The following is a 25,465-nucleotide window of genomic DNA, read 5'->3' on the forward strand; positions in this document are numbered from 1 at the left end:
TAGCTAAAGCGCATACCGCGCACCGGGCCTTTTTCCATGGAAAGGCCAAGACCGGTCCATATAACGACAGGCACCGATGCGCTCCCGCCGAAACAGGCGTCCACTGGATCAGTGGAAAGGAGCTGGCATGAGCGAGATCGCAGACACCGCCGGCGCAGGAACCACCGTTCACGAGGCATACGCCTTCGCCTGCATGAGGTGCGGGCACGGCTGGGAGCAGTCCTTCGAGATACACCACCACGTCGACGGCAACGGCCACACCTTCGTGACCTACACGGCCGACGGCGAGCGGGTCCCGTCGCCGCTGTCCCGCCCCACCTGTCTCAACTGCGGCGGACATGTCGTCCGGATCATGAAGGCCGGGCAGGTCTCGTCGATCAGGGAAATGCTGCGGGCGGCCGTCGTGGACGCTCCCATGGGCGGACCAGTGGTGGGCATCCCGGGGCCGGCGATGGAGGACGCCCCCGGACCGGTGCGCGTCAAGCACAACTGGCACCTGTCGGACCTGTTGCATCCCTTCCACCGGAAGTGAGCGGCCGTACGTCACCGGGAGCACGTGACGGCGCCGGCGGCACGTGAGTGCGGGGGCGGGGGCGCGTTTTCGTACGATCGTGACCATGAGCCCCAAGGACGCACCCCCGCCGCTGCCCGAACCCCTCCGGGGAGAGGTCGCCGATTCGCACACCCACCTGGACATGCAGGACGGCACCGTCGACGAGGCCCTGGCGAAGGCCGCCTCGGTCGGTGTCACGACCGTCGTCCAGGTGGGTTGCGACGTGAAGGGATCGCGGTGGGCGGCCGAGACGGCGGCGGCGCACGAGAACGTGCACGCGGCTGTCGCCCTGCACCCCAACGAAGCCCCGCGCATCGTGCTGGGGGACCCCGACGGCTGGTCGCGCCAGGGTGCGCGGATCGCCGGCGGGGACGCCGCCCTCGACGACGCGCTCGGCGAGATCGACGTACTGGCGGCCCTTCCGTACGTACGGGGAGTGGGCGAGACCGGTCTCGACCACTTCCGTACGGGGCCCGAGGGCATGGCCGCCCAGGAGCGGTCCTTCCGGGCCCACATCGAGATCGCCAAGCGGCACGGCAAGGCGCTCGTCATCCACGACCGCGAGGCGCACGAGGACGTCCTGCGCGTGCTGGAGGAAGAAGGCGCTCCCGAGCGCACCGTCTTCCACTGCTACTCCGGTGACGCCGCCATGGCGGAAATCTGCGCCCGCAAGGGTTACTTCATGTCCTTCGCCGGAAACGTCACGTTCAAGAACGCCCAGCCCCTGCGGGACGCGCTCGCCGTCGCGCCGCTGGAGCTGGTGCTCGTCGAGACGGACGCGCCGTTCCTGACGCCCGCGCCGTACCGCGGACGGCCCAACGCCCCGTATCTCATCCCGGTCACCGTGCGCGCGATGGCGGCGGTCAAGGGGATCGAGGAGGACGTTCTGGCGGCGGCGCTCGCGGCCAACACGGCACGCGCGTTCGACTACTGACGCCGGCCCCCCGGTCATACCGCGACCCTCCGTAGCCGTGTTGCTTTGGAGAGTGACGGCCGCTCCGCTAGTCTCCCGGCCCGCAGCGTCATCGGTGCGGACCGGACTTCTGGAGCGTCGTGGGCAATTCGCAGGGCAGTCACCGGGCGGCGCGCGGCAGCGGCCGCCGCACGGTGGAGTACGACACGTACGCGCCGGTGGGGTACGACAGATACGCGCCGGTCGAGCACGACACGTACACGTCGGTCGAGCACGACACGTATGCGCCGGCGTACGAGCTCCAGCCCGCCCGGCTGCCCCGGCAGCACGCCGGTGCGGCCGCGGATACCGGCGGTGGCGTCGGCGCCGCGGGCGGGCGGGCGGAGGCCCGGCGGGCCGCCAGGCGCCGCGAGGGGGCCGAACGGCCCGACGCGCTGCGCCGCCTCGTCCCGCAGGCGCTCGTCGTCGCGTTCCTGGCCGGCGGCACTTCGGCGTTCGTGGCGAGCGACAAGGCGGTCAAGCTCAGCGTCGACGGCGTACCCCGCACGATGCACACCTTCGCCGACGACGTCACCGAGCTGCTGGAGGACGAAGGCGTCGAGGTGGGGGCGCACGACCTGGTGGCCCCCGGCCCCGGTGCCGAGCTGGCCAGCGGGGACGAGGTCGTCGTCCGGTACGGGCGCCCCGTCGCACTGACCCTGGACGGACAGCGGCGCCGGGTGTGGACCACCGCCCGAACGGTCGAGGGCGCGCTGCGCCAGTTCGGGGTGCGCGCCGAGGGCGCGTACCTCTCCGCCTCGCGCTCCCTGGAGATCGGGCGCGCCGGGCTCACCCTGGACGTACGCACCGAGCGGGCCGTGACGTTCATGGCGGACGGGCGCGAGCGCACCATCCGCACGAACGCGGCGACGGTCGGGGAGGCGCTCGCCGAGGCCGGCATCAGCCTGCGCGGGCAGGACACCACCTCCGCGCCACCCGGGAGCTTCCCGCGCGACGGACAGACGATCACCGTGATGCGGATCAGGGGCACCAGGGAGGTGCGCGAGGAACCCATCGCGTTCGACGTGGTGAGGACCGAGGACCCGTCGCTGTTCAAGGGCACGGAAGTCGTGGTCCGGGCGGGGGAGCAGGGGTCCAGGTGGGTGACGTACTTCGTGCGCACCGTCAACGGCGTGCGCCAGCAGCCGAGGCGGATCGCGGAGGAGATCGCGCGCGAGCCGGTCGCGCGGTGGGTGAAGGTCGGTACGAAGGAGAAGCCGACGTCCGTGGCTGGGGCGGACGGGCTCGACTGGGACGGGCTGGCGCACTGCGAGTCCGGGGGGCGGCCGGCGGCGGTGGACGCCACGGGGAACTACGGCGGCCTCTACCAGTTCGACACGCAGACCTGGCAGGCGCTTGGCGGCAGCGGGCGGCCGCAGGAGGCGAGCGCGAGCGAGCAGACGTTCCGGGCGAAGAAGCTGTACGTGCAGCGGGGAGCCAGTCCCTGGCCCCACTGCGGGGGGCGGTTGCGGGGCTGAGACGGGGCGGGACCGGGCGCGTGGGGGCTGGGGAATTTCTCGGCCTTTACTCTTGAGCGGTGAGCAGCACTGAGCCTTCTGAGACGCCTCCTGAGCCCCTGCACGACCTGTTGGGCCCCGCCGAGATCCGGGAACTGGCGGCGGCCCTCGGCGTACGCCCGACCAAGCAGCGCGGCCAGAACTTCGTCATCGACGCGAACACCGTCCGCCGGATCGTACGGACGGCCGGTGTGCGGCCCGACGACGTGGTGGTCGAGGTCGGTCCCGGGCTCGGTTCGCTGACCCTGGCGCTGCTGGAGGCCGCCGACCGCGTGGTCGCCGTGGAGATCGACGACGTGCTCGCCTCCGCGCTCCCCGCGACGATCGCCGCCCGGATGCCGCAGCGCGCCGAGCGGTTCGCGCTGGTGCACTCGGACGCCATGCAGGTGACCGAGCTGCCCGGGCCCGCGCCCACGGCGCTGGTCGCAAACCTTCCGTACAACGTCGCGGTGCCCGTGCTGCTCACCATGCTGGAGCGCTTCCCGAGCATCGAGCGGACGCTGGTCATGGTCCAGGCCGAGGTCGCGGACCGGCTCGCGGCCCGCCCCGGCAACAAGGTGTACGGCGTGCCCTCGGTGAAGGCCTGCTGGTACGCCGACGTCAAGCGGGCCGGGAGCATCGGGCGGAACGTCTTCTGGCCCGCCCCGAACGTGGACTCCGGGCTGGTGTCGCTGGTGCGCCGGAGCGAGCCGATCAAGACCTCGGCCTCCAAGGCGGAGGTCTTCGCAGTGGTCGACGCCGCGTTCGCCCAGCGGCGCAAGACGCTGCGGGCCGCGCTGGCCGGGTGGGCCGGGTCGGCCCCGGCGGCCGAGGCCGCGCTGGTCGCGGCCGGGGTGTCGCCGCAGGCCCGTGGCGAGTCCCTGACGGTGGAGGAGTTCGCCCGTATCGCGGAGAACAAGGGGGCGGCGGCATGACGGTCACGGTCCGGGTCCCCGCGAAGGTCAACGTCCAGCTCGCCGTCGGCGGCGCGCGCCCCGACGGCTTCCACGATCTGGCGAACGTCTTCCTGGCGGTGGGGCTGTACGACGAGGTCACCGTCACGCCGTCCGACTCGCTGCGCGTCACGTGCTCGGGCCCGGACGCCGCACAGGTCCCCCTGGACCGTACGAACCTCGCCGCGCGGGCGGCGATCGCGCTGGCCGCCCGGCACGGGCTGTCCCCGGACGTGCACATCCACATCGCCAAGGACATCCCCGTCGCGGGCGGCATGGCGGGCGGCAGCGCGGACGGCGCCGGCGCGCTCCTCGCCTGCGACACGCTGTGGGGTACGCGGTCCCCGGCGGACGAACTGCTGGAGATCTGCGCCGGGCTGGGCAGCGACGTGCCGTTCAGCCTCGTGGGCGGAGCGGCGCTCGGTACGGGGCGCGGCGAGAACCTGACGCCGCTCGACGTCGGCGGTACGTTCCACTGGGTCTTCGCGGTGGCCGACGGCGGGCTGTCGACCCCCGCGGTGTACGGCGAGTTCGACCGTCTCACGGCGGGCACCGAAGTCCCGCCGCCGGTCGCCTCGGCCGTGCTTCTGGACGCCCTGCGCACAGGCGACGCCACCGCGCTGGCGGGCGCGCTGGCCAACGACCTCCAGCCCGCGGCCCTGTCCCTGCGCCCCTCCCTCGCCGCCACCCTCGCGGCCGGCACGGACGCGGGCGCGCTCGCGGGCCTGGTCTCCGGGTCGGGGCCGACCACGGCGTTCCTGACCAAGGACGCGGAGGCGGCGGAGTCGGTGGCGGCGGCCCTCGTCGCCTCGGGCACCTGCCGCACGGCCCGGGTGGCGCAGTCCCCGGCGGCGGGCGCGACCGTGACCGGCGCCGTCGGCTGACGTGCGGCCGGCCGGTCCCGGCTCCGTCGCGGGGTCCGGTTCCGGTGGGCCGCGGGCGCCGCGTACTCAGGGCGGAATGAGTACGGGCGCCCTGTCGGGGGGCCGTGCGGGGGCGAGAGCGTACCCGCATGGGAAAAAGTGTTCGCGAGCTCGCCGACCGGACGCCCGCCGGGCGCGACCGGTACGTGGACCTGCTGCGCGTCGCCTCGCTCGGCACCGTCGTCGCCGGGCACTGGCTGATGGCCGCCGTGTCGGCCGACGGTGACGTGGGCAATCTGCTGGCCGTCGTACCTCGGTTGCAGATCCTCACCTGGGCGTTGCAGGTCATGCCGGTTTTCTTCTTCGTCGGCGGCTTCTCGCACGCGCTCTCGTACCGCTCGCTGCGGCGCAAGCACCCCGAAGGAGCCGGGCTGTACTCCGTGTTCGTACGGGCCCGTCTCCAGCGGCTGCTGCGGCCCACCATGGTCTTCGTCGCGGTCTGGGGCGCCGCCGCCCTCGCGATCCAGCTCCTCGGCGGCCAGGACGGGCTGACCGGCGTCGCGCTGCGCCTCGTCGCCCAGCCGCTGTGGTTCATCGGGATCTACCTGGCGATGGTGGCCTTCACCCCCGCCCTGCTGAAACTGCACGAGCGGCACGGCTGGGCCGCCTTCGGCGCGCTCGCTTCCGCAGCCGTCGGCGTCGACCTGCTGCGCTTCGCCTTCGGGGTGCCGTACGTCGAATTCCTGAACTTCGCCTTCGTCTGGCTCGCCGTCCACCAACTGGGCTTCCTGCGCGCCGACGGACGCATCCGCAGGCCGGCCGTCCTCGCCGCCGCCGGCCTGGCGGGAGCCGCCGCCCTGGTCGCGTTCGGGCCGTATCCGCTGAGCATGGTCGGCATGCCCGGCGAGAAGGTCAGCAACATGGCTCCGCCCACACTGGCCCTGCTGGCCCACGGGCTGTGGCTGGTCGGCGCGGTCGAGCTGCTGCGCGGCCCCGGCGCGCGCCTCGTGGCGAGGCCGCGCGTCTGGCGCGGCGTCGTGGCCGCGAACGGTATGGCCATGACGGCGTTCCTGTGGCACCTGACCGCGATGCTCGGCGTGTACGGCGCGATGCTCGCCCTCGACCTGCCGCTGCCCGCGCCGGCGAGCGCCGGCTGGTGGGCCCAGGTGCCGCCGCGGTTCGCCGCGGCGGCGGGGCTGACGGCGCTGTGCGTGGCGGCGTTCCGGGCCTTCGAGCGGCCCGCACGCGGCGGCGGCCTGCCGGCGGGCTCCCCCGGGCGCCTGGCGGGTCCCGCGGCCGCCGTCGGCGTCACGCTGAGTCTGCTCGGCATCCTCGGCCTGTCGATGGTCGGCTTCGCCGGGCTCCTCGAAGGCCGTACGGCCCTGCTCGTCGCCGTACGGGTCAGCGCACCCACCGCCGTGGTCATGGCCCTCGCGGGCTGGCTGCTGGTGGAGGCGGCGGGCCGGGCGCGCGCCGGTGCGACGACGGGCGGATGAGGCGCTCCGGCGAGGCGTTCGGCCCGTTCCCTGCGCCCGCAGGGAACCCGGCCCGTGTGGAGCCGCCCGCGTGACGACTACCCTGGAGGTTGTTTAACCCCCTCAACTGGAGTGTCAGTGGCCGTCAACCTTGTCAACGTCGAGGCCGTCAGCAAGGTCTACGGCACCCGTGCCCTGCTCGACGGCGTCTCCCTGGGCGTCTCGGAGGGGGACAGGATCGGTGTCGTCGGCCGCAACGGCGACGGCAAGACGACCCTCATCCGCATGCTCGCCAAGCTGGAGGAGGCCGACGGCGGCCGCATCACGCACAGCGGCGGCCTGCGCCTCGGCGTCCTCACGCAGCACGATTCGCTCGACCCCGCCGCGACCGTCCGCCAGGAGATCATCGGCGACCTCGCGGATCACGAATGGGCCGGCACCGCCAAAATCCGCGACGTACTGAACGGCCTCTTCGGCGGCCTCAGCCTGCCCGGCTTCGAACACGGCCTGGAAACGGTCATCGGCCCGCTCTCCGGCGGTGAGCGCCGCCGGATCGCCCTCGCCAAACTGCTCATCGACGAGCAGGACCTGCTCGTCCTCGACGAGCCGACCAACCACCTCGACGTCGAGGGCATCGCCTGGCTCGCCAAGCACCTCCAGACGCGCCGCTCCGCACTCGTCTGCGTCACTCACGACCGCTGGTTCCTCGACCAGGTCTGCACCCGCATGTGGGACGTGCAGCGCGGCGCCGTGCACGAGTACGAGGGCGGTTACTCCGACTACGTCTTCGCCCGCGCCGAGCGCGAGCGCATCGCCGCCACCGAGGAGACCAAGCGCCAGAACCTGGTCCGCAAGGAGCTGGCGTGGCTGCGCCGCGGCGCCCCCGCCCGCACGTCGAAGCCGCGCTTCCGCGTCGAGGCGGCCAACGAGCTGATCGCCGACGTGCCGCCGCCCCGCGACACCTCCGCGCTGATGAAGTTCGCCAACTCGCGGCTCGGCAAGACCGTCTTCGACCTTGAGGACGTCACCGTCCAGGCCGGCCCCAAGGTGCTGCTCAAGCACCTCACCTGGCAGCTCGGGCCCGGCGACCGGGTCGGACTCGTGGGCGTCAACGGCGCGGGCAAGACCTCGCTGCTGCGCGCCCTGGCCGACGCGTCACGCACCCAGGGCGACACCCAGCCCGTCGCGGGCAAGGTCGTCGTGGGCAAGACCGTGAAGCTCGCGTACCTCTCCCAGGAGGTCGGTGAGCTCGACCCGAAGCTGCGCGTGCTCGAAGCCGTCCAGCGCGTACGGGACCGGGTGGACCTCGGCACCGGCCGCGAGATGACGGCGGGCCAGCTGTGCGAGCAGTTCGGGTTCAGCAAGGAGAAGCAGTGGACTCCGGTCGGCGACCTCTCCGGCGGTGAGCGGCGCCGGCTCCAGATCCTGCGGCTGCTGATGGACGAGCCGAACGTGCTGTTCCTCGACGAGCCGACCAACGACCTGGACATCGAGACGCTGACGCAGCTGGAGGACCTGCTCGACGGCTGGCCCGGTTCGATGGTCGTCATCTCGCACGACCGGTTCTTCATCGAGCGCACGACCGACAAGGTGTACGCCCTGCTCGGCGACCAGACGCTGCGCAACCTGCCGCGCGGCCTCGACGAGTACCTGGAGCGCAGGCGGCAGATGATCGAGTCCGCCGCCCCGGCGCCCGCCCCCGTCGCCGCGCCCGCCAAGAAGAAGGCGTCCGGTGACGCCCGCGCCGCCCAGAAGGAAATGCAGAAGATCGAGCGTCAGCTCGGCAAGCTCTCCGACAAGGAGACCGAGCTGCACGCCCAAATCGCGGCCAACGCCACCGACTTCGAGAAGGTGGCCCTGCTCGACGCCGAGCTGCGTGAACTCGTCGCCGGACGCGACGAGCTGGAGATGCGCTGGATGGAACTCGCGGAAGACGCGTAGCAGATGCGCGAAGCCGAATAACGGGCGCGTCACGGCCCGGTCCTCCCTTGGGAACAGGGGCGGACCGGGCCCTCGTTCGGGAGGGCCCAAGTGATAGAAAGAAGCCCCGCTCGACTGACGTAGATCTGCGGGGCTCAAGCCTGATTCGCTCCTTTCCGACGGAGATACGCCGCCGGAATTGCGGGGGAGACCGAACGGGCGGCGGTCTCGTGTGAAGAGGTATGCGCTGATGTCTCAGCCGCCCAACCAGCCGCCGCAGGGCGGCTTCGGAGCCCCCCAGGACCCCCGGCAGCAGCCGCCCCAGGGGCCCGCCCAGCCGCCGCAGATGCCCCCGGCCCCGCCCGCCGCCCCGCCGCAGCAGCCCCCGGCGCAGCCCGGGTACGGCTACCCGCAGCAGCCGCCCCAGCAGGCACCGCAGCCGGGATACGGCTACCCGGGGCAGCCGGGCCAGCAGCCCGGCCAGCCGGGTCCGTACGGCCAGCAGCCGGGTCAGGCGGGCCCGTACGGCCAGCCGCAGCCCGGACCGTACGGTCAGCAGCCCGGTCCCTACGGCCAGCAGCAGGCCCCGTACGGCCAGCAACAGCCGGGCCCCTACGGCGGTTTCCCGGGCGCACCCGCCCCGGGCGGCAGCGGTGGCGGCGGCCCCTTCAAGGGCAAGGCCGCGGTCGTCATCGGCGCGGCCCTCGCCGCGGTCCTCGTGGTCGGCGGCGGCCTCTACATCGCCCTCGGCGACGACGACGGCGGCAAGAAGAAGCGGCCCGTCGCCGGCGGCAGCAAGGACAACAAGCCGCAGGACCCGCCCTCCGGCGACACCGGCGGCGACTCCGCCGGCGGCCGCGACGCCGGTGACGACCTCAACGCCGGGCGCCAGGCGGGCGAGTCCAAGGTCCTGTGGCTCCAGAAGAACGACGTCGACCTGCCGCGCAACGGCGCCGACGTGTACGGCCCGTGGTTCACCGACGGTCTCGTCGTCAAGGCCATGTACAAGAAGGTCGCCGCCTACAACGCCGGCGACGGCAAGGAGAAGTGGACCCTCCCGCTCTCCACCGAGATCTGTGCAGCCCCCCTGAAGCCCGCCGACGACGGCAAGATCGTCATCGGTGTCAAGGACGGCACCACCGAGCGGGCCAAGTGCAGCAAGCTCCAGATGATCGACCTCAAGACCGGCAAGGCGGGCTGGACGGCCGAGGTGAAGAAGGAGGGGACGTTCGACATCCTCTCCGACATCACCATCGCCATCAGCGGCAACACCGTCACCGCCGGCCGCACCGGCCACTCCACCGCCTTCAGCATGAAGGACGGCAAGCAGCTGTGGGGCAAGCTCCCCGGTGAGTGCCAGCCGTACGCCTTCACCAGCGGCGCCAAGCTGATCGCCGCCGCCGCCTGTTCCACCGGCGAGGCCGCCAAGAACCACGAGCGGATCCAGGAGCACGACCCGGCCACCGGCAAGGTCAAGTGGAGCTACCCGCTGGCCAAGGGCTGGGAAGCCGACAAGGTCTACTCCGTCTCCCCGCTCGTCGTCTCCGCGACCAACCGCGAGAAGAAGGGCGAGTGGAGCGTCTTCGCGCTGACGGACAAGGGCAAGCTGCGTTCGGTGATCGACGGCGGCAAGGACAAGTTCCAGCCCCGCTGCGGCGGCAGCTTCATCGTCTTCGGCCAGAACCTCCAGGGCTGCACCGGCGTCGCCGCCGACGCGAACACCTTCTACATGGCCACCGCCGAGAAGACGAGCGGCCTGGACCGCAGCAACGAGGTCATCGCCTTCAACCTCGACACCGGCAAGCCCAAGTGGCGTTCCGCGGGCGACCGTCCGATGATGCCGCTGCGGATGGAGGGCGGCGAGGTCCTGGTGCACATGGACGCCTCGTACGACAAGGGCGGCGCGCTCGCGACCGTTCCGGCGTCGGGCGGCAAGCCGAAGATGCTGCTCCAGAACCCGCAGTCGACCGCCGAGATCGAGAACGGCTTCTTCACGACGAAGGTCGCCTACGAGGACGGCCGGTTCTACGTCGTCGCCGCCCGCGTCAGCGCCAGCAATGACGAGGAGGAGAAGGAGGCGAAGACCATGATGGTCTTCGGCAAGTGACGGCCGGTGACTGAACCCGGCCCAATCCCGGGTCTCCTCCCACGTCTTCGACACCCTTCTCCCGAGGTACGCACGCCATGACGCAGCCACCGCCCCCACCGCCGAACGAGCCCCCGCAGGGCGGGTACGGCGCCCCGACGCCCCCGCCCGGCGGCGGCTTCGGCGCCCCGACCCCGCCCGCCGACCAGCCGGGCTACGGCTACCCGCAGGCACCCCCGGCGCCGCCCGCCCAGCCGGGCCAGCAGCCGGGTTACGGCTACCCGACGCAGCCGGGCCAGCCCGGTCAGCAGCCCGGTTACGGCTACCCGACGCAGCCCGGCCAGCCCAACCCGTACGGTCAGCAGCCGCCGTACGGCCAGCCGCAGCAGCCGCCGTACGGCTACCAGCAGGGCATGCCCACGCAGGGCATGTCCCCGCAGGGCGGCGGCAAGAAGGTCAGCTCCACCACGTTGATCGTCATCGCGGCGGTGGTGGCGGTGGCCATGATCGTCGGCGGCGGCATCTGGTACGTGTCCGGTGACGACAGCGGCAAGGACGACCCGCAGAACTCCGCCGCGGGCTCGACCGGCGGCGGTGGCGGCGGCGGCGACGCCAAGCCCGCCCCCGACGGAGCCGGCAAGGAGGAGGCGCCTTCCAACACGAACTCCAAGGTCCTCTTCCAGCTGCCCGCCCCCAAGGTGAAGGAGACGGTGGCCGGCGTCAACGGCTCCTGGATCACCGACAAGGCGTACGTCAAGAGCGGCCTCAACGAGGTCGTGGGCTACGACCTGGACAAGGGCACGAAGCTCTGGTCCGTTCCGCTCCCCGGCGAGGTCTGCGCCGCGACGCCGCACGTCACCAAGGACAACAGGACCGCGATCCTGTTCGCCGGACCGATGCCGGCGGGAGCGACGTACTCGCCCTGCACCGAGGTCGGTGTCATCGACATCGACGCGGGCGAGCTGGTGTGGCAGAAGTCGGTCAAGGACGGTGACGACCGGGTCATCTTCAGCGAGATCACGATCGGCGGCGACGCGGTCGGCGCGGGCGGCACCCGCGGTGGCGCGGCCTTCGACCTCGCCACCGGCAAGATCCGCTGGCAGCCGAAGGCCAATGCCGAACAGTGCCGCGACGTGGGCTACGCGGGCGGCGAGGCACTCGCCACCGTCCGCAGCTGCGGTTCGGTCAGCGACCCCCAGCTCTCCATCGAGTACCTGAACCCGAAGACCGGCGCCCCGATCTCGAAGTACAAGATGCCCGCGGGCGTGGACCAGGCGAGCATCGTCTCCACCAAGCCGCTGGTCGCCGCCGCCGACGTCGGCGACACCGCGGGCGACGGCAGCGGCGTCTCCGACTTCTTCTCGATCGACGAGAAGACCGGCAAGCTGCGCGCCAGGATCTCGGCCGACGCCGAGAAGTACGCCCCGAGGTGCCGCGACACCGAGGGCTGCACCAAGGTCGTCGTCGGCAACGGCAGGATCTACATGCCGACCGAGGAGCACGAGGGCGGCGCCGAGGGCGGCCGGACGAACGAGATCGTCTCCTTCGACCTCGCGACCGGCAAGGTCACCGGCGACCGGGCCGACGCGGGCGACCGCTACACGATGCACCCGATCCGCATGGACGGCGGCAACATCATCGCGTACAAGTACCCGCCGTACGACAAGGGCGGCCAGGTGGTGAGCATCGACGGCGGTTCCATGAAGCAGACGCTGCTGCTGGAGAACCCGGCCGACCGGGCGGTCCGTGACGTGGCGACGAGCTTCACGGTGGACTCGGCCGAGTTCCGGTACGCCGACGGCCGTCTGTTCATGGCGACGCGCCTGATGAGCCAGGAGCGCGAGGGCTACAAGCGCTATCTGGCGATCGGTTTCGGCGCGGGCTGACGCGTCCGGCACCTGGCGCACGACGGCCCCGGCAGTGGCTCCTCGCCACTGCCGGGGCCGTCCCATGTCATACCTCGCCCACAAGTAGTCCTGAATCGCGTGGAATTCGACAATCCGAGGGCTTCTTACCGGTAAGGGGCGCGCAACCTCGAACAAGCGTGTAGCTTGCCGGGGCAGGAGGGCCGGGGGGCCAGCTCCACGGGGCAGGGGTATGGGGGTTTCTCTATATGGGCGTGCGGCTCATGGTGGTCGACGACCACCGCTTGCTCGCCGAGGCGCTCGCCTCGGCTCTCAAGCTGCGCGGGCACCGGGTGCTCGCGGCGGCCGCCCCGACCTCGGGGGCGGCGGAACTGGTCGTCAGCCGGGCGCCGGAGGTATGCCTGTTCGGTACGGCGAGCCCTGCCGGGCCGGGGGTTTTCGACCCGGTCGTCCGTATCAAGCGGGAACGGCCGCAGGTGGCCGTCGTCGTACTGGGCCCGGTGCCGAGCCCGCGCGGCATCGCCGCCGCCTTCGCCGCCGGGGCGTCCGGGTACGTACGCCACGACGAACGCATCGAGGGTGTCGAGCGCGCCATGGTGAAGGCTCGCGCGGGGGAGGCGGCGGTGTCGCCGCAGCTGTTGCAGGGCGCGTTCGCGGAGTTGCTGAACCCGGCGGCGCAGCCCGACGACGAGGGACAGCGGCTGCTCCAGATGCTGACGCCGCGTGAGGTCGAGGTCCTGGTACGGGTCGCGGACGGCGAGGACACCCGGCTGATCGCGGCCGGCATGGGCATCGCGCCGAGCACCGCCCGTACGCACGTCCAGCGGGTCCTGATGAAGCTGGGCGTCGGCTCCCGCCTGGAGGCGGCGGCCCTGGCGGCCCGCACGGGACTGCTGGACCGCGCGGCCCCGGACACCAGCTGACCGGGGGCGGGCCGAACGGCGCCGCAAGCGGCGGCGTTCGGCCCGTCCGGCGTTGGTGGACCCGCCCGCAGGGCGTCTACTCGGCAGGTTCGGGCGCCGCCGGCGGAGCCAGTGGCCGCAGTTTCAGCCAGATCAGGAAGAACAGGCCGAGCGCCAGCATCGCCAGCCCCGTCCACAGGTTGATGTTGATGCCCTGGGCCTTCTTCAGGTCCGCGTCGGACGCGGTGATTCCGGCGATCGTGACGATCACGCCGTAGACGGCGAACAGGCCGCCGATGATGCGCCGGATGTCGAACAGGCGGGCCGCCGTGGCGGACTTGCGCTCCAGCTCGGAGACTTCGTGGTGCAGCTCGGACATGGTGTCGGCCTCCGGTCGGAAGTCAGAAGGAGTACGGGACGTAGCACAGGGCGGCGATGACGATCGCGCCCCAGCCGAGCAGCGCGGGCTTGCGGTACCAGGCGTCGTCGCCCTCGCCGGGCGGCTCCTCCAGCCCCGGGGAGCGGGTTCCGTACACGAGGCCCGCCAGCTCCGCCTCCGGCTTCGGCGCGGTGAAGAGGGTGACGACGACCATGACGACGGCGCCCGCGACGAAACCGACGATCGCGGAGACGAAGTTGGCGCCCTGGTCGGTCGGGATGTCGACGATCCCCTGCTTGTAGATCCAGAAGTAGTTGATCATCGCGGCGCCGGTGCCCGCGACCAGGCCCCAGACTCCGGACTTCATCGACGCCCGCTTCCAGAACATGCCGATGATGAAGACCACGAACATCGGGACGTTGAAGAAGGAGAAGAGCGTCTGGAGGTAGCTCATGATGTTGGAGAAGCTGGAGGCGATGAAGGCCGTGCCGATGGAGGCCAGCACGCCGATCGCCGTGATCAGCCGGCCGAAGCGCAGGTAGTACGCGTCGTCGCGGCCGGGCCTCACGTACTTCGCCCAGATGTCGCTGGTGAACACGGTGTTGAACGACGACACGTTCGCCGCCATGCCCGCCATGAACGCGGCCAGCAGACCGGTCACCGCGATGCCCAGCACACCGTTCGGCAGCAGCTCCTGCATGAGCAGCGGTATCGCGTCGTTGTACGTCAGGTCCGATCCGGCGGTGCCTATCTTCGGCACGAGCACGGCGGCGACCAGGCCGGGGATCATCACCAGGAACACGATGAAGATCTTGGGGAACGCGGCGATCAGCGGGGTGCGCCTGGCGGCGGACAGGTTCTTCGCCGACAGGGCGCGCTGGACCTCGGCGAAGTTGGTCGTCCAGTAACCGAAGGACAGCACGAAGCCGAGCCCGAGGATGATCGTCAGCCAGTTCGCGCCGAGCGGGTTGGCGTCGCCGATGCCCGTGCCGCCCCAGGCGGTGAGGAAGTCGCCGCCGTGGCTCTGCTCCAGCGAGCCGGTCAGGCCGTCCCAGCCGCCGACCCGCTTCAGGCCGAGGATCGTGAGCGGGATGAGGGCCGCGAGGATCACGAAGAACTGGAGCACCTCGTTGTAGACCGCCGAGGAGAGGCCGCCGACCGTGATGTACGCGAGGACGAAGAAGCCGGCCACGACGATCGACACCCACTGAGGCCAGCCGAGCAGCGCCTCCACGACGATCGACAGCGCGTAGAGGTTCACGCCCGCGATGAGGATGGCGGCGAAGGCGAAGAGGACCGAGCTCAGCAGGTGCGCCGACTTGTCGAAGCGCTGGAGCAGGAACTCGGGGACCGAGCGGACCTTCGAGCCGTAGTAGAAGGGCATCATCACCAGGCCGAGGAAGACCATGGCGGGGATGGCGCCGATCCAGTACCAGTGGACGACCGCCACGCCGTACTGCGCGCCGGTGGCGGCCATGCCGAGTATCTCGGTGGCGCCGAGGTTGGCGGCGACGAACGCCAGACCGGTGACCCAGGCCGGCAGGGACCGGCCCGAGAGGAAGAAGTCGAGGCTGGTCTTCACGCTGGCCCGGGCCGCGAAGCCGATGCCGAGGACCACGGCGAAGTAGATCGCCAGAATCGTGTAGTCGAGCCCGTTGGTGGGGAGCCGTAGCCCTTCGGCCAGGTAGTGCATGGAGACCTGCTTCGTCTTCGTCGAGGACACGGACCGAGACGGAACCTACGCCTCCGGGTGGCGAAACTGAATACTTCTGTTGGTGTTCTTTGTTGGATTGTGATGGGACGGCCCCGTGTGAGCCGTTGACTGCCCTGTGTGTTCGTGGTTAGTTGTGTTTGATTGTGTTGGATAGAGGTGATGAGGAGCCTTCGTGTGAAGAAGACACCGACGCGGCTGGCCGACGGCCGCGAGCTGCTCTACTACGACTCCCGCGACGACGCCGTACGCGACGCCGTGGACCCGCGCCCCCTCGAACCGGTCGCCACCACCTCGCAGATCCGCCGCGACCCGCTCCTCGGCGACCGTGTCGCCATCGCCTCGCACCGCCAGGCCCGCACCTACCACCCGCCCGCCGACCAGTGCCCGCTGTGCCCGTCGCGCGACGGGCGGCACAGCGAGATCCCGGCCGCCGACTACGAGGTGGCCGTCTTCGAGAACCGCTTCCCGTCACTGGCCGGGGACGCCGGACGCTGTGAGGTCGTGTGCTTCACCTCCGACCACGACGCGTCCTTCGCCGACCTCACCGAGGAACGGGCCGGTCTCGTCCTGGACGCGTGGACCGACAGGACGGCCGAGCTGGCCGGGCTGCCGGGGGTCCGACAGGTGTTCTGTTTTGAGAACCGGGGTGCGGAGATCGGCGTGACCCTCGGCCACCCGCACGGCCAGATCTACGCCTACCCCTTCGTCACCCCCCGCACGGCCCAGATGCTGCGCTCCGTGGCCGCGCACCGGGCGGAGACCGGCCGCAACCTCTTCGACGACGTCGTGGCAAGGGAGCGCGCCGAGGGCACCCGCGTGGTGCTGGAGGGCGAGCACTGGGTGGCCTTCGTGCCGTACGCCGCTCACTGGCCGTACGAGGTGCACCTCTACCCGAAGCGGCGCGTGCCCGACCTGCGCGGGCTCGACGACGACGCGCGCACAGAGTTCCCACAGCTCTATCTGGAACTGTTGCGCAGGTTCGACCGGATCTTCGGTCCCGGTGAGCCACCGACGCCGTACATCTCCGCCTGGCACCAGGCCCCGTTCGGCCCGGCCGATTTCGCACCCGAGTTCGGGCTCCACCTCGAGCTTTTCACCATCCGACGCACTTCGGGCAAGCTGAAGTTTCTCGCGGGTTCCGAATCCGGCATGAATGTGTTCATCAACGATGTGCCGCCGGAGACCGCGGCAGCGCGACTGCGAGAGGTAGCGAGCGAGTGAGCCAGCACAAGTACTTGGTCACGGGCGGCGCGGGATACGTGGGCAGCGTGGTCGCGGCCCACCTCCTGGAGGCCGGCCACGAGGTGACCGTCCTCGACGACCTCTCCACCGGCTTCCGCGAGGGCGTCCCGGCCGGCGCCGCGTTCATCGAGGGCCGCATCCAGGACGCCGCGCGGTGGCTGGACGCCTCGTACGACGGCGTCCTGCACTTCGCCGCGTTCTCGCAGGTCGGCGAGTCCGTCGTCGACCCCGAGAAGTACTGGACGAACAACGTCGGCGGGACGATGGCGCTGCTCGCCGCGATGCGCGACGCAGGCGTCCGCAAGCTGGTCTTCTCCTCGACGGCCGCGACGTACGGGGAGCCCCTGTCCACGCCGATCACCGAGGCCGCGCCGACCGCGCCCACCAGTCCGTACGGCGCCTCCAAGCTGGCCGTCGACCACATGATCGGCGGCGAGAGCGCCGCCCACGGCCTCGCGGCCGTCTCGCTGCGCTACTTCAACGTCGCGGGCGCCTACGGGAACTGCGGCGAGCGCCACGACCCCGAGTCCCACCTCATCCCCCTCGTCCTCCAGGTGGCGCAGGGCCGGCGCGAGTCGATCGCGGTGTACGGCGACGACTACCCGACCCCCGACGGCACCTGTGTCCGCGACTACATCCACGTCGCCGACCTGGCCGAGGCGCACCTGCTGGCCCTGGACGCGGCCGAGCCGGGGAACCACCTGATCTGCAACCTCGGCAACGGCAACGGCTTCTCGGTCCGCGAGGTCGTGGAGACCGTACGCAAGGTCACCGGGCATCCCGTCCCCGAGACCCCGGCGCCGCGCCGGGCCGGCGACCCCGCCGTGCTCGTCGCGTCCGCCGACACGGCGCGCGAGAAGCTCGGCTGGAAGCCGTCCCGCGCGGACCTCGCGGGCATCGTCGCGGACGCGTGGGCGTTCGCCCGCCGTGCGGAGCGGGACGCATGACAGAGCCAGTCGCCGCGGCCGTCGCGCGGGCGTTCACCGACCTGTACGGCGCCGGGCCCGACGGGGCCTGGGCGGCGCCCGGCCGGGTCAACCTCATCGGCGAGTACACCGACTTCAACGACGGCTTCGTGATGCCGCTCGCCCTGCCGCACACGGCGGTCGCCGCCGTCGCGCGCCGCGACGACGGCGTACTGCGGCTGCACTCGGCGGACGTCGACGGCGGCATCGTCCAGCTGCGCGCGGACGAGCTCGCTCCGCCGCTCGCCGGCGGCAGCTGGGCGGCGTACCCGGCGGGTGTGGTGTGGGCGCTGCGGGAAGCGGGCCACGCCGTCGGCGGCGCCGACATCCATCTGACGTCGACGGTGCCGACGGGCGCGGGCCTCTCGTCGTCCGCCGCGCTGGAGGTGGTCACGGCGCTGGCCCTGAACGACCTCTACGAGCTGGGGCTTTCCCCGTCCTGGCTGGCGGTGGTCGCCCAGCGCGCCGAGAACGCCTTCGTCGGGGTTCCCTGCGGGATCATGGACCAGACGGCGGCGGCCTGCTGTACGGAGGGCCACGCGCTGCACCTGGACACCCGCGACCTGTCGAGCCGTCAGGTCCCCTTCGACCTGGCCGCCCACGGCCTCGAACTCCTGGTCGTGGACACGCGCGTCAAGCACGCGCTGGGCGACGGGGCGTACGCGGAACGCCGGGAGGGGTGCGAGGCGGGAGCGCGCGCGCTGGGTGTGGCGGCGCTGCGGGACGTGCCGTACGCGGGGCTGGCGGAGGCGCTGGCGTCACTGGGCGACGAGCGGATACGCCGCTACGTACGCCACGTGGTGACCGAGGACCACCGCGTGGAGCGGGTGATCGCCCACCTGGACGCGGGCGACCCGCGCGCGGCGGGCCCGCTGCTGACCGAGGGCCACGCGTCGCTGCGCGACGACCTCCGCGTCTCGTGCGCCGAGCTGGACCTGGTGGTCGCGACCGCCCATGCGGCGGGGGCGCTGGGGGCCCGGATGACGGGGGGCGGCTTCGGAGGATCAGCGATCGTCCTGGCGGAGTCGTCGGCGTCGGACACGATCACGAAGTCGGTGACAGCCGCCTTCGACGCGGCGGGCCTGATGCCGCCCCGGGTCTTCCCGGCGGTTCCGTCGAGGGGCGCGCACCGCCTGGCGTGACGGCGGCCTGCCGGTCGCCGTCCGGGGCTGCTCCGCTCACTCCAGCCGCTTCGTGAGGATGAACTCCGTGACACCCGGCGGGTAGTCGTCGACGCGGCCGACGATCTCGTACCCCAGGCGCCGGTAGAACTCCGGCGCCTGGAAGTCCCACGTCTCCAGCCGCGCGTCCCCGCACCCGCGCTCCTCCCGGGCCGTCGTCTCGGCCCGTTTCAGCAGCCCGGACCCGAGACCGGCCCCCCGGTGCGCGTCCGCGACCCACAGCAGTCCCACGTGCAGCCAGTGGCCCCAGGTGAAACCGTCCAGCCCCGCGATCAGTTCACCGCTCTGCTCGTCCAACGCCCACACCTGAAGCGGAATTTCGTCATCCGCACGGCTGCCCCGCAGCGCGGCCATCGCCGGTGAGCGCCCCGCGTTCGCCGCTTCGAGCCGCTCGCCCAGCACGGTGCGTCGTTCTTTGTCGACTTCTGTCTCTATACGAAACATGAGGCACACCTTAAACACCTCCGCCAATCAGTTCTGTGAATAACCTTCCGCTCCCCGCCCCCGCCCGTACGCTGAAGCAGAGCGCCGGTGGGGGCCGGTGCTCGATCAGGGGGCGAGACGGTCGGGTACGTCGCCCGGGGTGGGCGAGTGGTCGGTGCGCGGCGGCGGCCGTGCGGACGACCCGTCCCGTCCTCCGGGCGCCGTACCCGCACACGGTCCGCCTTCCCGGGGGTCCAGGGGGACGCCCCGGATCCACGCAGATGGGGGTGTCTGTGGTTCGCATCCGGGTACTGGTGGTGGACGATCACCGCATCTTCGCCGAGTCGCTCGCCGCGGCTCTGGCGGCCGAGCCCGACGTCGACGTGTGCGCGGCCGGCAGCGGCCCCGCCGCGCTGCGCTCGCTGGAGCGGGCGGCGGCGGAAGGCCGCAGGTTCGACGTCATGCTCGTCGACGCCGACCTCGGTGCCGCCGCCGCCCCGCCCGCCCGCGCCGTCCAGGTCCCCGGGCCGGGCGAGGACAGCCCGGTGGACGGCATCGCCCTGGTCGCGGGGGTCCGCTCGGGGCAGCTCGCCGTCCGTTCGGTCGTACTGGCCGAGCGGGACGACCCGCGCCGCGCCGCTCTCGCCCTCCAGGCGGGGGCCGCCGGCTGGGTCGCCAAGGACTGCTCGCTGCAACGCCTGCTGGCCGTCATCCGCGGCGTACTGCGCGACGAGACCCACCTGCCGCCCGCGCTGCTCACGGGGGTCCTGAGGGAGCTGACCGCCGCCCGCAAGCACCGCACCGACAGCGAGCGGCTCGTCGAGTCGCTGACCCCGCGCGAGCGCGAGGTGCTGCGGTGCATGGTGGCGGGGCTGGGCCGCAAGGCCGTGGCCGAGCGGCTCTTCCTGTCCCCGCACACCGTCCGTACACACATGCAGAACGTGCTGGGGAAACTCGGCGTGCACTCCACGCTCGCCGCCGTCGCGCTCGCGCGCCGCGCCGGAGTCGGCCCGGCGGACCTGGAACTAACCCGGGATGTTGTCGAACGGGGCGGTCAACTGGCGTAGCAGCCCGGCCAGTTCGCCGCGCTGGGCGCGGGACAGCTCGCCCAGGATGGCGCGCTCCTGCGCGAGCAGCCCGGCGAGTGCCTGGTCGGCCCGGTCGCGCCCCTCGGCGGTGAGCCGCACGAGCACGCCGCGCCGGTCGCTGGGGTCGGGCAGCCGCTCGACGAGGCCCTTCTTGGCGAGCCGGTCGATGCGGTTGGTCATGGTGCCGGAGGTGACCAGCGTCTGCGTCAGCAGCTGGCCCGGCGAGAGCTGGTACGGATCGCCGGCGCGCCGCAGCGACGTCAGTACGTCGAATTCCCACGGCTCCAGCTGGTGCTCGGCGAAGGCGATCCGCCGGGCGCGGTCGAGGTGGCGGGCGAGCCTGGAGACACGGCTGAGGACCTCGAGTGGTTCCACGTCGAGGTCGGGGCGCTCGCGGCGCCATGCAGCGACCAGTCGGTCGACCTCGTCCTCCATGTCGATCAGTGTAGTTGGTCTGTCGACATGAAGTCTCTTGGCGTCAAGTGTCTTGACATCAAGATACTGGCGCGCGAGGCTGCCGCACATGACCGTACGACCCGTCTGGGACCCCCAGCAGTACCTCCGGCACTCCGGCCACCGCACCCGGCCCTTCCTCGACCTCCTCGCCCGCGTCGACCTCCCCGCCCCCGCCCGCATCGCCGACCTCGGCTGCGGCGCGGGCAACGTCACGGCGCTGCTCGCGGAGCGCTGGCCCGACGCCCGTGTCACCGGGTACGACAATTCCCCGCAGATGCTGGAGCGGGCCCGGCGGTACGCCGGGCCGCGCCTCGACTTCGCCCACGCCGACGCCGCCACCTGGGCGCCCGGGAAGGCGGCATACGACCTGATCGTCTCGAACGCCCTGCTCCAGTGGGTCCCCGACCACGCGAGCCGTTTCCCGGTCTGGCTGGACGCCCTCACGCCCGGCGGCGTCCTCGCCTTCCAGGTTCCGGGCAACTTCTCGGCCCCCAGTCACACCCTCCTGGCGGCCCTGCGCGACTCCGCGCGCTGGCGGGCGCGCCTGGGCGGTGCGGGGGAGCGCGCCGGGGCGGTGCTCGAACCCCGGGAGTATCTGACCCGCCTCGCCGCGCTGGGCTGCGACGCCGACGTGTGGGAGACGACGTACCTTCAGGTCCTCCACGGCGAGGACCCGGTCCTGGACTGGGTGAAGGGCACCGCCCTGCGTCCGGTCCTGACGGCCCTGGCGGGCGACCCCGAGGCGAGTGCCGCCTTTGTCGCGGAGTGCGCCGAGGCGCTGCGCGACGCCTATCCGGCAGGCCCGCACGGCACGGTCTTTCCCTTCCGGCGGGTCTTCGCCGTCGCGAGGAAGGCGTCCGTGCCGAGCTGACCGGTGGTCAGGCGGAAACTGTTCTGTCGTCAACCAAAGGGGTCATTTCCGCGCCGACCTGGGGCGTTTTCTCTCATTTGCAACCAAATGGCGCCTATGTAACGCTGGTTGTTCAGCCGCAATACGAGGAGATGGTTCCATGATCATGGACCGCACTTCCCAGGTCGAAACCACAGCGCTGAACGCCGAAGTAGAGGGGCTGCTGGACTCCGCGGAGCCGGCGGGCGTCTTCCGCGACACCCGTGAGTGCAAGGGCGCGTTCCTGCTCGCACTCCTGCTCCTCGGCTCACCGCCCACTCCCCGTCCGAAGACGGACCCGAAGGCCCGTTGAGGAGGAGGAAGCGTTGGCTGAACAGGCTCAAGGAGCGGGACCAGTTCCGCTGAGCGCTGTGGTCGCCGATGCCGCAACAGGAGTCGTCCTCGCCCTTCGGGGTGAGGGCGACCCGTACGCGCTCTCCAGCCTGCTGCGGCAGGGAGACGCGCTGGCGTCAGCGGCCGTCCGGGTGCTGGGCGCGGACGCGCTCGCGCCCTACGCGCTGGACCACCGGGCAGTACCCGGTGGCGAGAACGACGAAGCGCTCGTCCGGGAGGCGCTGGCCGCCCACCCGCCGGGACCTGACGCCTCGGCAGTGTCCGTGTGGAGCTACCGGGGCCTGGTCGAGGCGTCGCACGCCTTCCTGCCCGGCGGAGCGAACGGCTGGCCGCAGGCCCCGGACGCCGCGTCGGACTGGGTGGCCGACGATCCCTGGCCAAAGCTTTCCCATCGGACGTCCCAACTGGCCGCGCTCGCTCTACCCGGACTCGCGCAGAGCCTGGCCGACCGGCTGTCGACGCGCACCGACGACCTGGCCCGCGGATTCGTCCGCGCCGTACGCCGCAGGGACTGGCTCCAGGCGGCAGGTATCGGGCGGTGGCTGGCCCGGCTGCCGGACGTCCCGCCCACCCTCGGCCTCGACACCGGACTGGTGTTCGTACGGCAGATGAGTCAGGGCGACCCACGCGTGGCACTCCACGTCGTGGCCGCGCGGCAGTTCTACGGACGGGGTGGATGACCGGCGACCGGGCCGCCCGGGCGTCGCTGCTCGACCGCATGGTCGGCGACGGCCTGGCGTGGCTGGACGCGGCGCGCGCGGACTTCCGCCTCCCCCCGGACGTCACCACGGACGCCGACCCCGACCTCACCCTCAAGCCCCTCGGCGAACTGGCCGAACTGACGTGCCTCATCAGTACGTCACACCCCCGCGAGGACCTGCGCCGGGCGGCGGACGGGCTGTTCGCCTTCGCCTGGAACGAGACCCGCGACGGCGAGCTGTTCGCCGAACTGGTCCGCGGCGAGCCGCACGCGACCTATCCCGTGGAGATCTACGGAGTCTTCGCCCGCGCCGGGCTGCGCAACCCGGCCGTCGAAAGCCTGCTGGCGGCGACCACCGGGCTGCGCGGCTGGCGGGTGGCGCGCGAGGACCACACCCGTACCCTCGGCGTGCTCAACGCGGAGCGCAGGATCGGACTGGAACCGCACGCCCGTTTCACGGCCGTACTGGAACTGACCGGCCTCGGTCTGATGCCCGAACCGTGGGCCCTGGACCGCAAAGGGGCGTACGGCCTCACCCACGACGTCTTCCACCTCACCGACTGGGGCCGCGACCCCGGCCGGCTGTCCCGCGCGCACGCCGACTACCTGCGGCTTTGGCTCCCCGCCTGGCTGGAGAACTGGCTGGACGAGGAACTGTGGGACCTGGTCGCAGAGTTGCTCGCCGTCACCGCCTGCCTGCCCGACGCTCCGTACGACCCCGCGGTCTGGCAGCGGCTGGCCGGCGCACAGGCCGCCGACGGCAGCGTGCCCGACCTGGGCACGGGGTCCGCCTCCGGCGACCGCTCCGCCTACTTCACCTCCCGCTACCACTCCACCCTGGCGACCGCCTTCGCCGGCACCCTCACCCGCATCGCCCTGGACGCGACCGGGGGCGGGGAGGGGGCGCCGGTCCACGAAAGCGAGGTGGCCCCATGACCGCCACGACCGCGACCGCTCCTCCCGCCCTCCTGCACGGCGTCGGAGACCGGGCCCTGATGTGGCTCGACAACCACCGCGAGCACTTCCGGCTGACCCCCGAGGACCGCGCGACCGGCAGAGGCGTCGCCGAACGCCTCAAGCCCATCGGCGAGCTGGCGCTCAACATGCGCGTGCTCTTCCGGGAGGGCGTCGCGGGCTCACGCCAGCACGCCCGCGCCGGGCAGCTCCTCGACTTCACCTGGCGCGAGCTGCTGGACGGCGGCAACGTACTGGCCGCCCTCCAGCACGACGAACCCTTCTCCCCGGTGCCGCTGGAGATCTACTCCACCTTCCACGAACTCGGCTTCCGCCACCCGGCACTCGAATCGGCCGTCGACGTCTGCCACCACACCCGCACCTGGCCCGCCCTGGACATGGTGCCCAACCGGCGGCTCAGCGTGCTGGGCGCCGAGCGCCGGATCGGCCTCCCACCCAGCGCTGACTTCGCCGAAGCCGTCAACGGAACCTGGCTGAGCCGGCTCCCTGAACCGTGGACGGTGCAGTACCACATCGCGTACGACATCACGCACACCGTCTTCCACCTCACCGACTGGGGCGCGGCGCCCGACCGTATTCCCCCCGAGACCGCCGACTACCTCGCGCTGTACCTGCCCGCCTGGCTGGAGGACTGGGCCGACCTCGAACACTGGGACCTGCTCGGCGAACTCCTCGTCGTCGACACGTGCCTGCCCCGGCCGGCCCTCGACGCACAGGTGTGGGAGCGGTACGCCGCGGCCCAGTCCGAGACGGGCGCGATGCCCCTCCAGCACGGCATGCCGGACGGCGACCCGGACGACGTCTTCGACACCGTCCACCACCCCACCCTGGTCGCCGCGTTCGCCTCCGCGATGGCCACCTCCCGCGCGATGTCCGCCACGTGACCAGCCGTACGGCACCCGCCACGACACCCGACGCCGCATTCGCCCTGCGCCTCGCGGACGCGGTCACCGCCCTCGACGCCCCGGACGTCGTGCTCGCCGTCACCCGCCACGGCCGGCGCACCACGGTCAGCGGCGGCAACGCACTCGCCCCGCCCACGCCCCGCCACGCACTGCGCTACGAACTCGGCTCGGTCAGCAAGACGTTCACCGTGCTGCTGCTCGCCGCCCTGGCCCGCTCCGGCGTCCTGAACCTCGACGATCCGCTCGCCGCCCACCTGCCCGGCGGCCTGCCCCTGCGCCACCCCGCATCACGCCGCATCACGCTGCGCCACCTGGCCACCCACACCGCGGGGCTGCCCCGCATCCCCGGCGACCTGATCCCCGGCGCGCTGCTGCGCCCGTACACCGACGCCTACGCCACGTACGACACCGAGCGCCTCCTGCGCACCTTCGCCCGCACCCGGCCCCACCACCGCCCCGGCACGCGCTGGAACTACTCCAACTTCGGGGTGGCGCTGCTGGGCCCCGCGATGGCCCGGGCCACCGGCACCGACTGCCCCGCCCTGCTCACCCGCCACGTACTGGGCCCCCTGGGGATGCACGGCACCACCCTCGGGCCGGGCGACCCCGGGACCACCGCCGTCGGCCACCGCAGGGACGGCACCACACCGGTACCCGGCATCGGCATGGGCCCCTTCGTCGCCGCCGGAGCCGTGCGCTCCACCCCGGGCGACCTGCTCACGTACCTCGAAGCGCACCTCGACCCCGAGCGCACACCACTGCGCCTGCCCCTGCGCGACGTCCAGGTGCCGCAACTGCGCCGCGGCCCGCGCCGCCGCGACACCCACACGCTGACCTGGTTCCACCATCCGGCGCCGGGTGGGCCACTGCTCTTCCACGCCGGGGCGACCTTCGGCCAGCAGGCGTTCCTCGGCTTCCACCCCGCTTCGGGCACCGGCGTCGCCGCCCTCGCCACCCGCCGGGGAGACAGGCTGCGCCTGGTGGAAACGGCGTACGGGCTGCTGTACGAACTCGCCGCCGCCACCGGGAGCCGACCGGCGCGGGTAGCCGAAGGACGCGGGTAACCGGGGAGCAACGCGAATAGCCGGAGAACGCGGTATTCGAACGGCGCGGGTAACCGAAAGACGCG

The 25,465-nt window shown here is 72.0% G+C and carries 24 protein-coding genes; 20 read left to right on the forward strand and 4 right to left on the reverse strand.

The features are described from left to right. Window positions 1-127 precede the first annotated feature (127 nt). The 10 genes from AS594_RS20320 (at window position 128) to AS594_RS20365 (ending at window position 13,086) form a co-directional block, all read left to right on the forward strand. Window positions 128-532: a hypothetical protein gene (locus tag AS594_RS20320; protein WP_069928391.1), complete on the forward strand. Its 405-nt coding sequence runs from the start codon at window positions 128-130 to the stop codon at window positions 530-532. An 85-nt stretch (window positions 533-617) separates the two neighbouring features. Continuing rightward, window positions 618-1,487 (forward strand): TatD family hydrolase, encoded by an 870-nt coding sequence (locus AS594_RS20325; RefSeq protein WP_069928392.1) that lies wholly within the window; start codon window positions 618-620, stop codon window positions 1,485-1,487. 119 nt (window positions 1,488-1,606) lie between these two features. Continuing rightward, the gene (locus AS594_RS20330) at window positions 1,607-2,983 is read left to right on the forward strand and encodes a ubiquitin-like domain-containing protein (RefSeq protein ID WP_107357909.1); all 1,377 of its coding nucleotides are present in this window, start codon (window positions 1,607-1,609) and stop codon (window positions 2,981-2,983) included. A gap of 59 nt (window positions 2,984-3,042) precedes the next feature. After that, window positions 3,043-3,936, forward strand: coding sequence for a 16S rRNA (adenine(1518)-N(6)/adenine(1519)-N(6))-dimethyltransferase RsmA (gene rsmA / locus AS594_RS20335; protein ID WP_240509058.1), 894 nt, complete (start codon window positions 3,043-3,045; stop codon window positions 3,934-3,936). Beyond that, complete coding sequence (locus AS594_RS20340) at window positions 3,933-4,838, forward strand: 4-(cytidine 5'-diphospho)-2-C-methyl-D-erythritol kinase (protein ID WP_069928393.1); 906 nt, start codon at window positions 3,933-3,935, stop codon at window positions 4,836-4,838. Before rsmA ends, AS594_RS20340 begins: the two co-directional genes overlap by 4 nt. A 128-nt stretch (window positions 4,839-4,966) precedes the next feature. Further along, window positions 4,967-6,313 (forward strand): acyltransferase family protein, encoded by a 1,347-nt coding sequence (locus tag AS594_RS20345; protein WP_069928394.1) that lies wholly within the window; start codon window positions 4,967-4,969, stop codon window positions 6,311-6,313. Window positions 6,314-6,430: 117 nt separating this feature from the next. Beyond that, complete coding sequence (locus AS594_RS20350; RefSeq protein WP_069928395.1) at window positions 6,431-8,233, forward strand: ABC-F family ATP-binding cassette domain-containing protein; 1,803 nt, start codon at window positions 6,431-6,433, stop codon at window positions 8,231-8,233. A gap of 229 nt (window positions 8,234-8,462) precedes the next feature. Continuing rightward, entirely contained in the window at window positions 8,463-10,319 is a 1,857-nt protein-coding gene (locus tag AS594_RS20355) for an outer membrane protein assembly factor BamB family protein (protein ID WP_069935188.1), read from the forward strand. A 77-nt stretch (window positions 10,320-10,396) separates the two neighbouring features. Then, window positions 10,397-12,184, forward strand: coding sequence for an outer membrane protein assembly factor BamB family protein (locus tag AS594_RS20360; protein ID WP_069928397.1), 1,788 nt, complete (start codon window positions 10,397-10,399; stop codon window positions 12,182-12,184). Between the two features lie 227 nt (window positions 12,185-12,411). Further along, complete coding sequence (locus AS594_RS20365; RefSeq protein ID WP_069928398.1) at window positions 12,412-13,086, forward strand: helix-turn-helix transcriptional regulator; 675 nt, start codon at window positions 12,412-12,414, stop codon at window positions 13,084-13,086. Window positions 13,087-13,162: 76 nt separating this feature from the next. Here AS594_RS20365 and AS594_RS20370 read toward each other — a convergent pair whose 3' ends face one another. Beyond that, window positions 13,163-13,444: a hypothetical protein gene (locus AS594_RS20370; protein ID WP_069928399.1), complete on the reverse strand. Its 282-nt coding sequence runs from the start codon at window positions 13,442-13,444 to the stop codon at window positions 13,163-13,165. Between the two features lie 22 nt (window positions 13,445-13,466). Next, window positions 13,467-15,137, reverse strand: coding sequence for a sodium:solute symporter family protein (locus AS594_RS20375; protein ID WP_069935947.1), 1,671 nt, complete (start codon window positions 15,135-15,137; stop codon window positions 13,467-13,469). Between the two features lie 195 nt (window positions 15,138-15,332). On the opposite strand from AS594_RS20375, the gene galT reads away from it, so the two are divergent. Genes galT through galK form a run of 3 tightly spaced genes read left to right on the forward strand, consistent with a single transcriptional unit; the run spans window position 15,333 to window position 18,507 of the window. Further along, a complete protein-coding gene (gene galT, locus AS594_RS20380; RefSeq protein ID WP_069928400.1) occupies window positions 15,333-16,379 on the forward strand; it encodes a galactose-1-phosphate uridylyltransferase in 1,047 nt (348 codons plus the stop codon). Further along, window positions 16,376-17,347, forward strand: coding sequence for a UDP-glucose 4-epimerase GalE (gene galE / locus AS594_RS20385; RefSeq protein ID WP_069928401.1), 972 nt, complete (start codon window positions 16,376-16,378; stop codon window positions 17,345-17,347). The genes galT and galE overlap by 4 nt, the downstream gene beginning before the upstream one ends. Next, on the forward strand, window positions 17,344-18,507 hold the full coding sequence (galK, locus tag AS594_RS20390) for a galactokinase (protein ID WP_069935189.1): 1,164 nt from the start codon (window positions 17,344-17,346) through the stop codon (window positions 18,505-18,507). The genes galE and galK overlap by 4 nt, the downstream gene beginning before the upstream one ends. 36 nt (window positions 18,508-18,543) lie before the next feature. Here galK and AS594_RS20395 read toward each other — a convergent pair whose 3' ends face one another. Continuing rightward, window positions 18,544-18,990, reverse strand: coding sequence for a GNAT family N-acetyltransferase (locus tag AS594_RS20395; RefSeq protein ID WP_069928403.1), 447 nt, complete (start codon window positions 18,988-18,990; stop codon window positions 18,544-18,546). Between the two features lie 272 nt (window positions 18,991-19,262). On the opposite strand from AS594_RS20395, the gene AS594_RS20400 reads away from it, so the two are divergent. After that, window positions 19,263-20,036 carry a response regulator transcription factor gene (locus AS594_RS20400; RefSeq protein WP_069930646.1) on the forward strand — a complete coding sequence of 258 codons (774 nt, stop codon included), beginning with the start codon at window positions 19,263-19,265 and terminating at the stop codon, window positions 20,034-20,036. On the opposite strand, the gene tamR is transcribed toward AS594_RS20400, so the two are convergent. After that, complete coding sequence (tamR, locus tag AS594_RS20405; protein ID WP_069928404.1) at window positions 19,995-20,492, reverse strand: MarR family transcriptional regulator TamR; 498 nt, start codon at window positions 20,490-20,492, stop codon at window positions 19,995-19,997. The genes AS594_RS20400 and tamR overlap by 42 nt on opposite strands. Before the next feature lie 88 nt (window positions 20,493-20,580). On the opposite strand from tamR, the gene AS594_RS20410 reads away from it, so the two are divergent. From AS594_RS20410 to AS594_RS20435, 6 genes are all read left to right on the forward strand, one after another. Continuing rightward, window positions 20,581-21,384, forward strand: a complete 804-nt coding sequence (locus tag AS594_RS20410; protein WP_069928405.1) for a trans-aconitate 2-methyltransferase — start codon at window positions 20,581-20,583, stop codon at window positions 21,382-21,384. A gap of 139 nt (window positions 21,385-21,523) precedes the next feature. Then, entirely contained in the window at window positions 21,524-21,715 is a 192-nt protein-coding gene (locus tag AS594_RS20415) for a hypothetical protein (RefSeq protein ID WP_107364806.1), read from the forward strand. A gap of 13 nt (window positions 21,716-21,728) precedes the next feature. Further along, window positions 21,729-22,436 carry a hypothetical protein gene (locus tag AS594_RS20420; protein ID WP_240509059.1) on the forward strand — a complete coding sequence of 236 codons (708 nt, stop codon included), beginning with the start codon at window positions 21,729-21,731 and terminating at the stop codon, window positions 22,434-22,436. Next, window positions 22,433-23,392, forward strand: a complete 960-nt coding sequence (locus AS594_RS20425; RefSeq protein ID WP_069932405.1) for a DUF6895 family protein — start codon at window positions 22,433-22,435, stop codon at window positions 23,390-23,392. Before AS594_RS20420 ends, AS594_RS20425 begins: the two co-directional genes overlap by 4 nt. Beyond that, the gene (locus AS594_RS20430; RefSeq protein ID WP_069932404.1) at window positions 23,389-24,315 is read left to right on the forward strand and encodes a DUF6895 family protein; all 927 of its coding nucleotides are present in this window, start codon (window positions 23,389-23,391) and stop codon (window positions 24,313-24,315) included. The genes AS594_RS20425 and AS594_RS20430 overlap by 4 nt, the downstream gene beginning before the upstream one ends. After that, entirely contained in the window at window positions 24,312-25,400 is a 1,089-nt protein-coding gene (locus tag AS594_RS20435) for a serine hydrolase domain-containing protein (protein ID WP_069932403.1), read from the forward strand. Before AS594_RS20430 ends, AS594_RS20435 begins: the two co-directional genes overlap by 4 nt. The last annotated feature ends 65 nt before the right edge of the window (window positions 25,401-25,465 follow it).

The sequence above is a fragment of the Streptomyces agglomeratus genome (assembly GCF_001746415.1).
Taxonomy (GTDB): domain Bacteria; phylum Actinomycetota; class Actinomycetes; order Streptomycetales; family Streptomycetaceae; genus Streptomyces; species Streptomyces agglomeratus.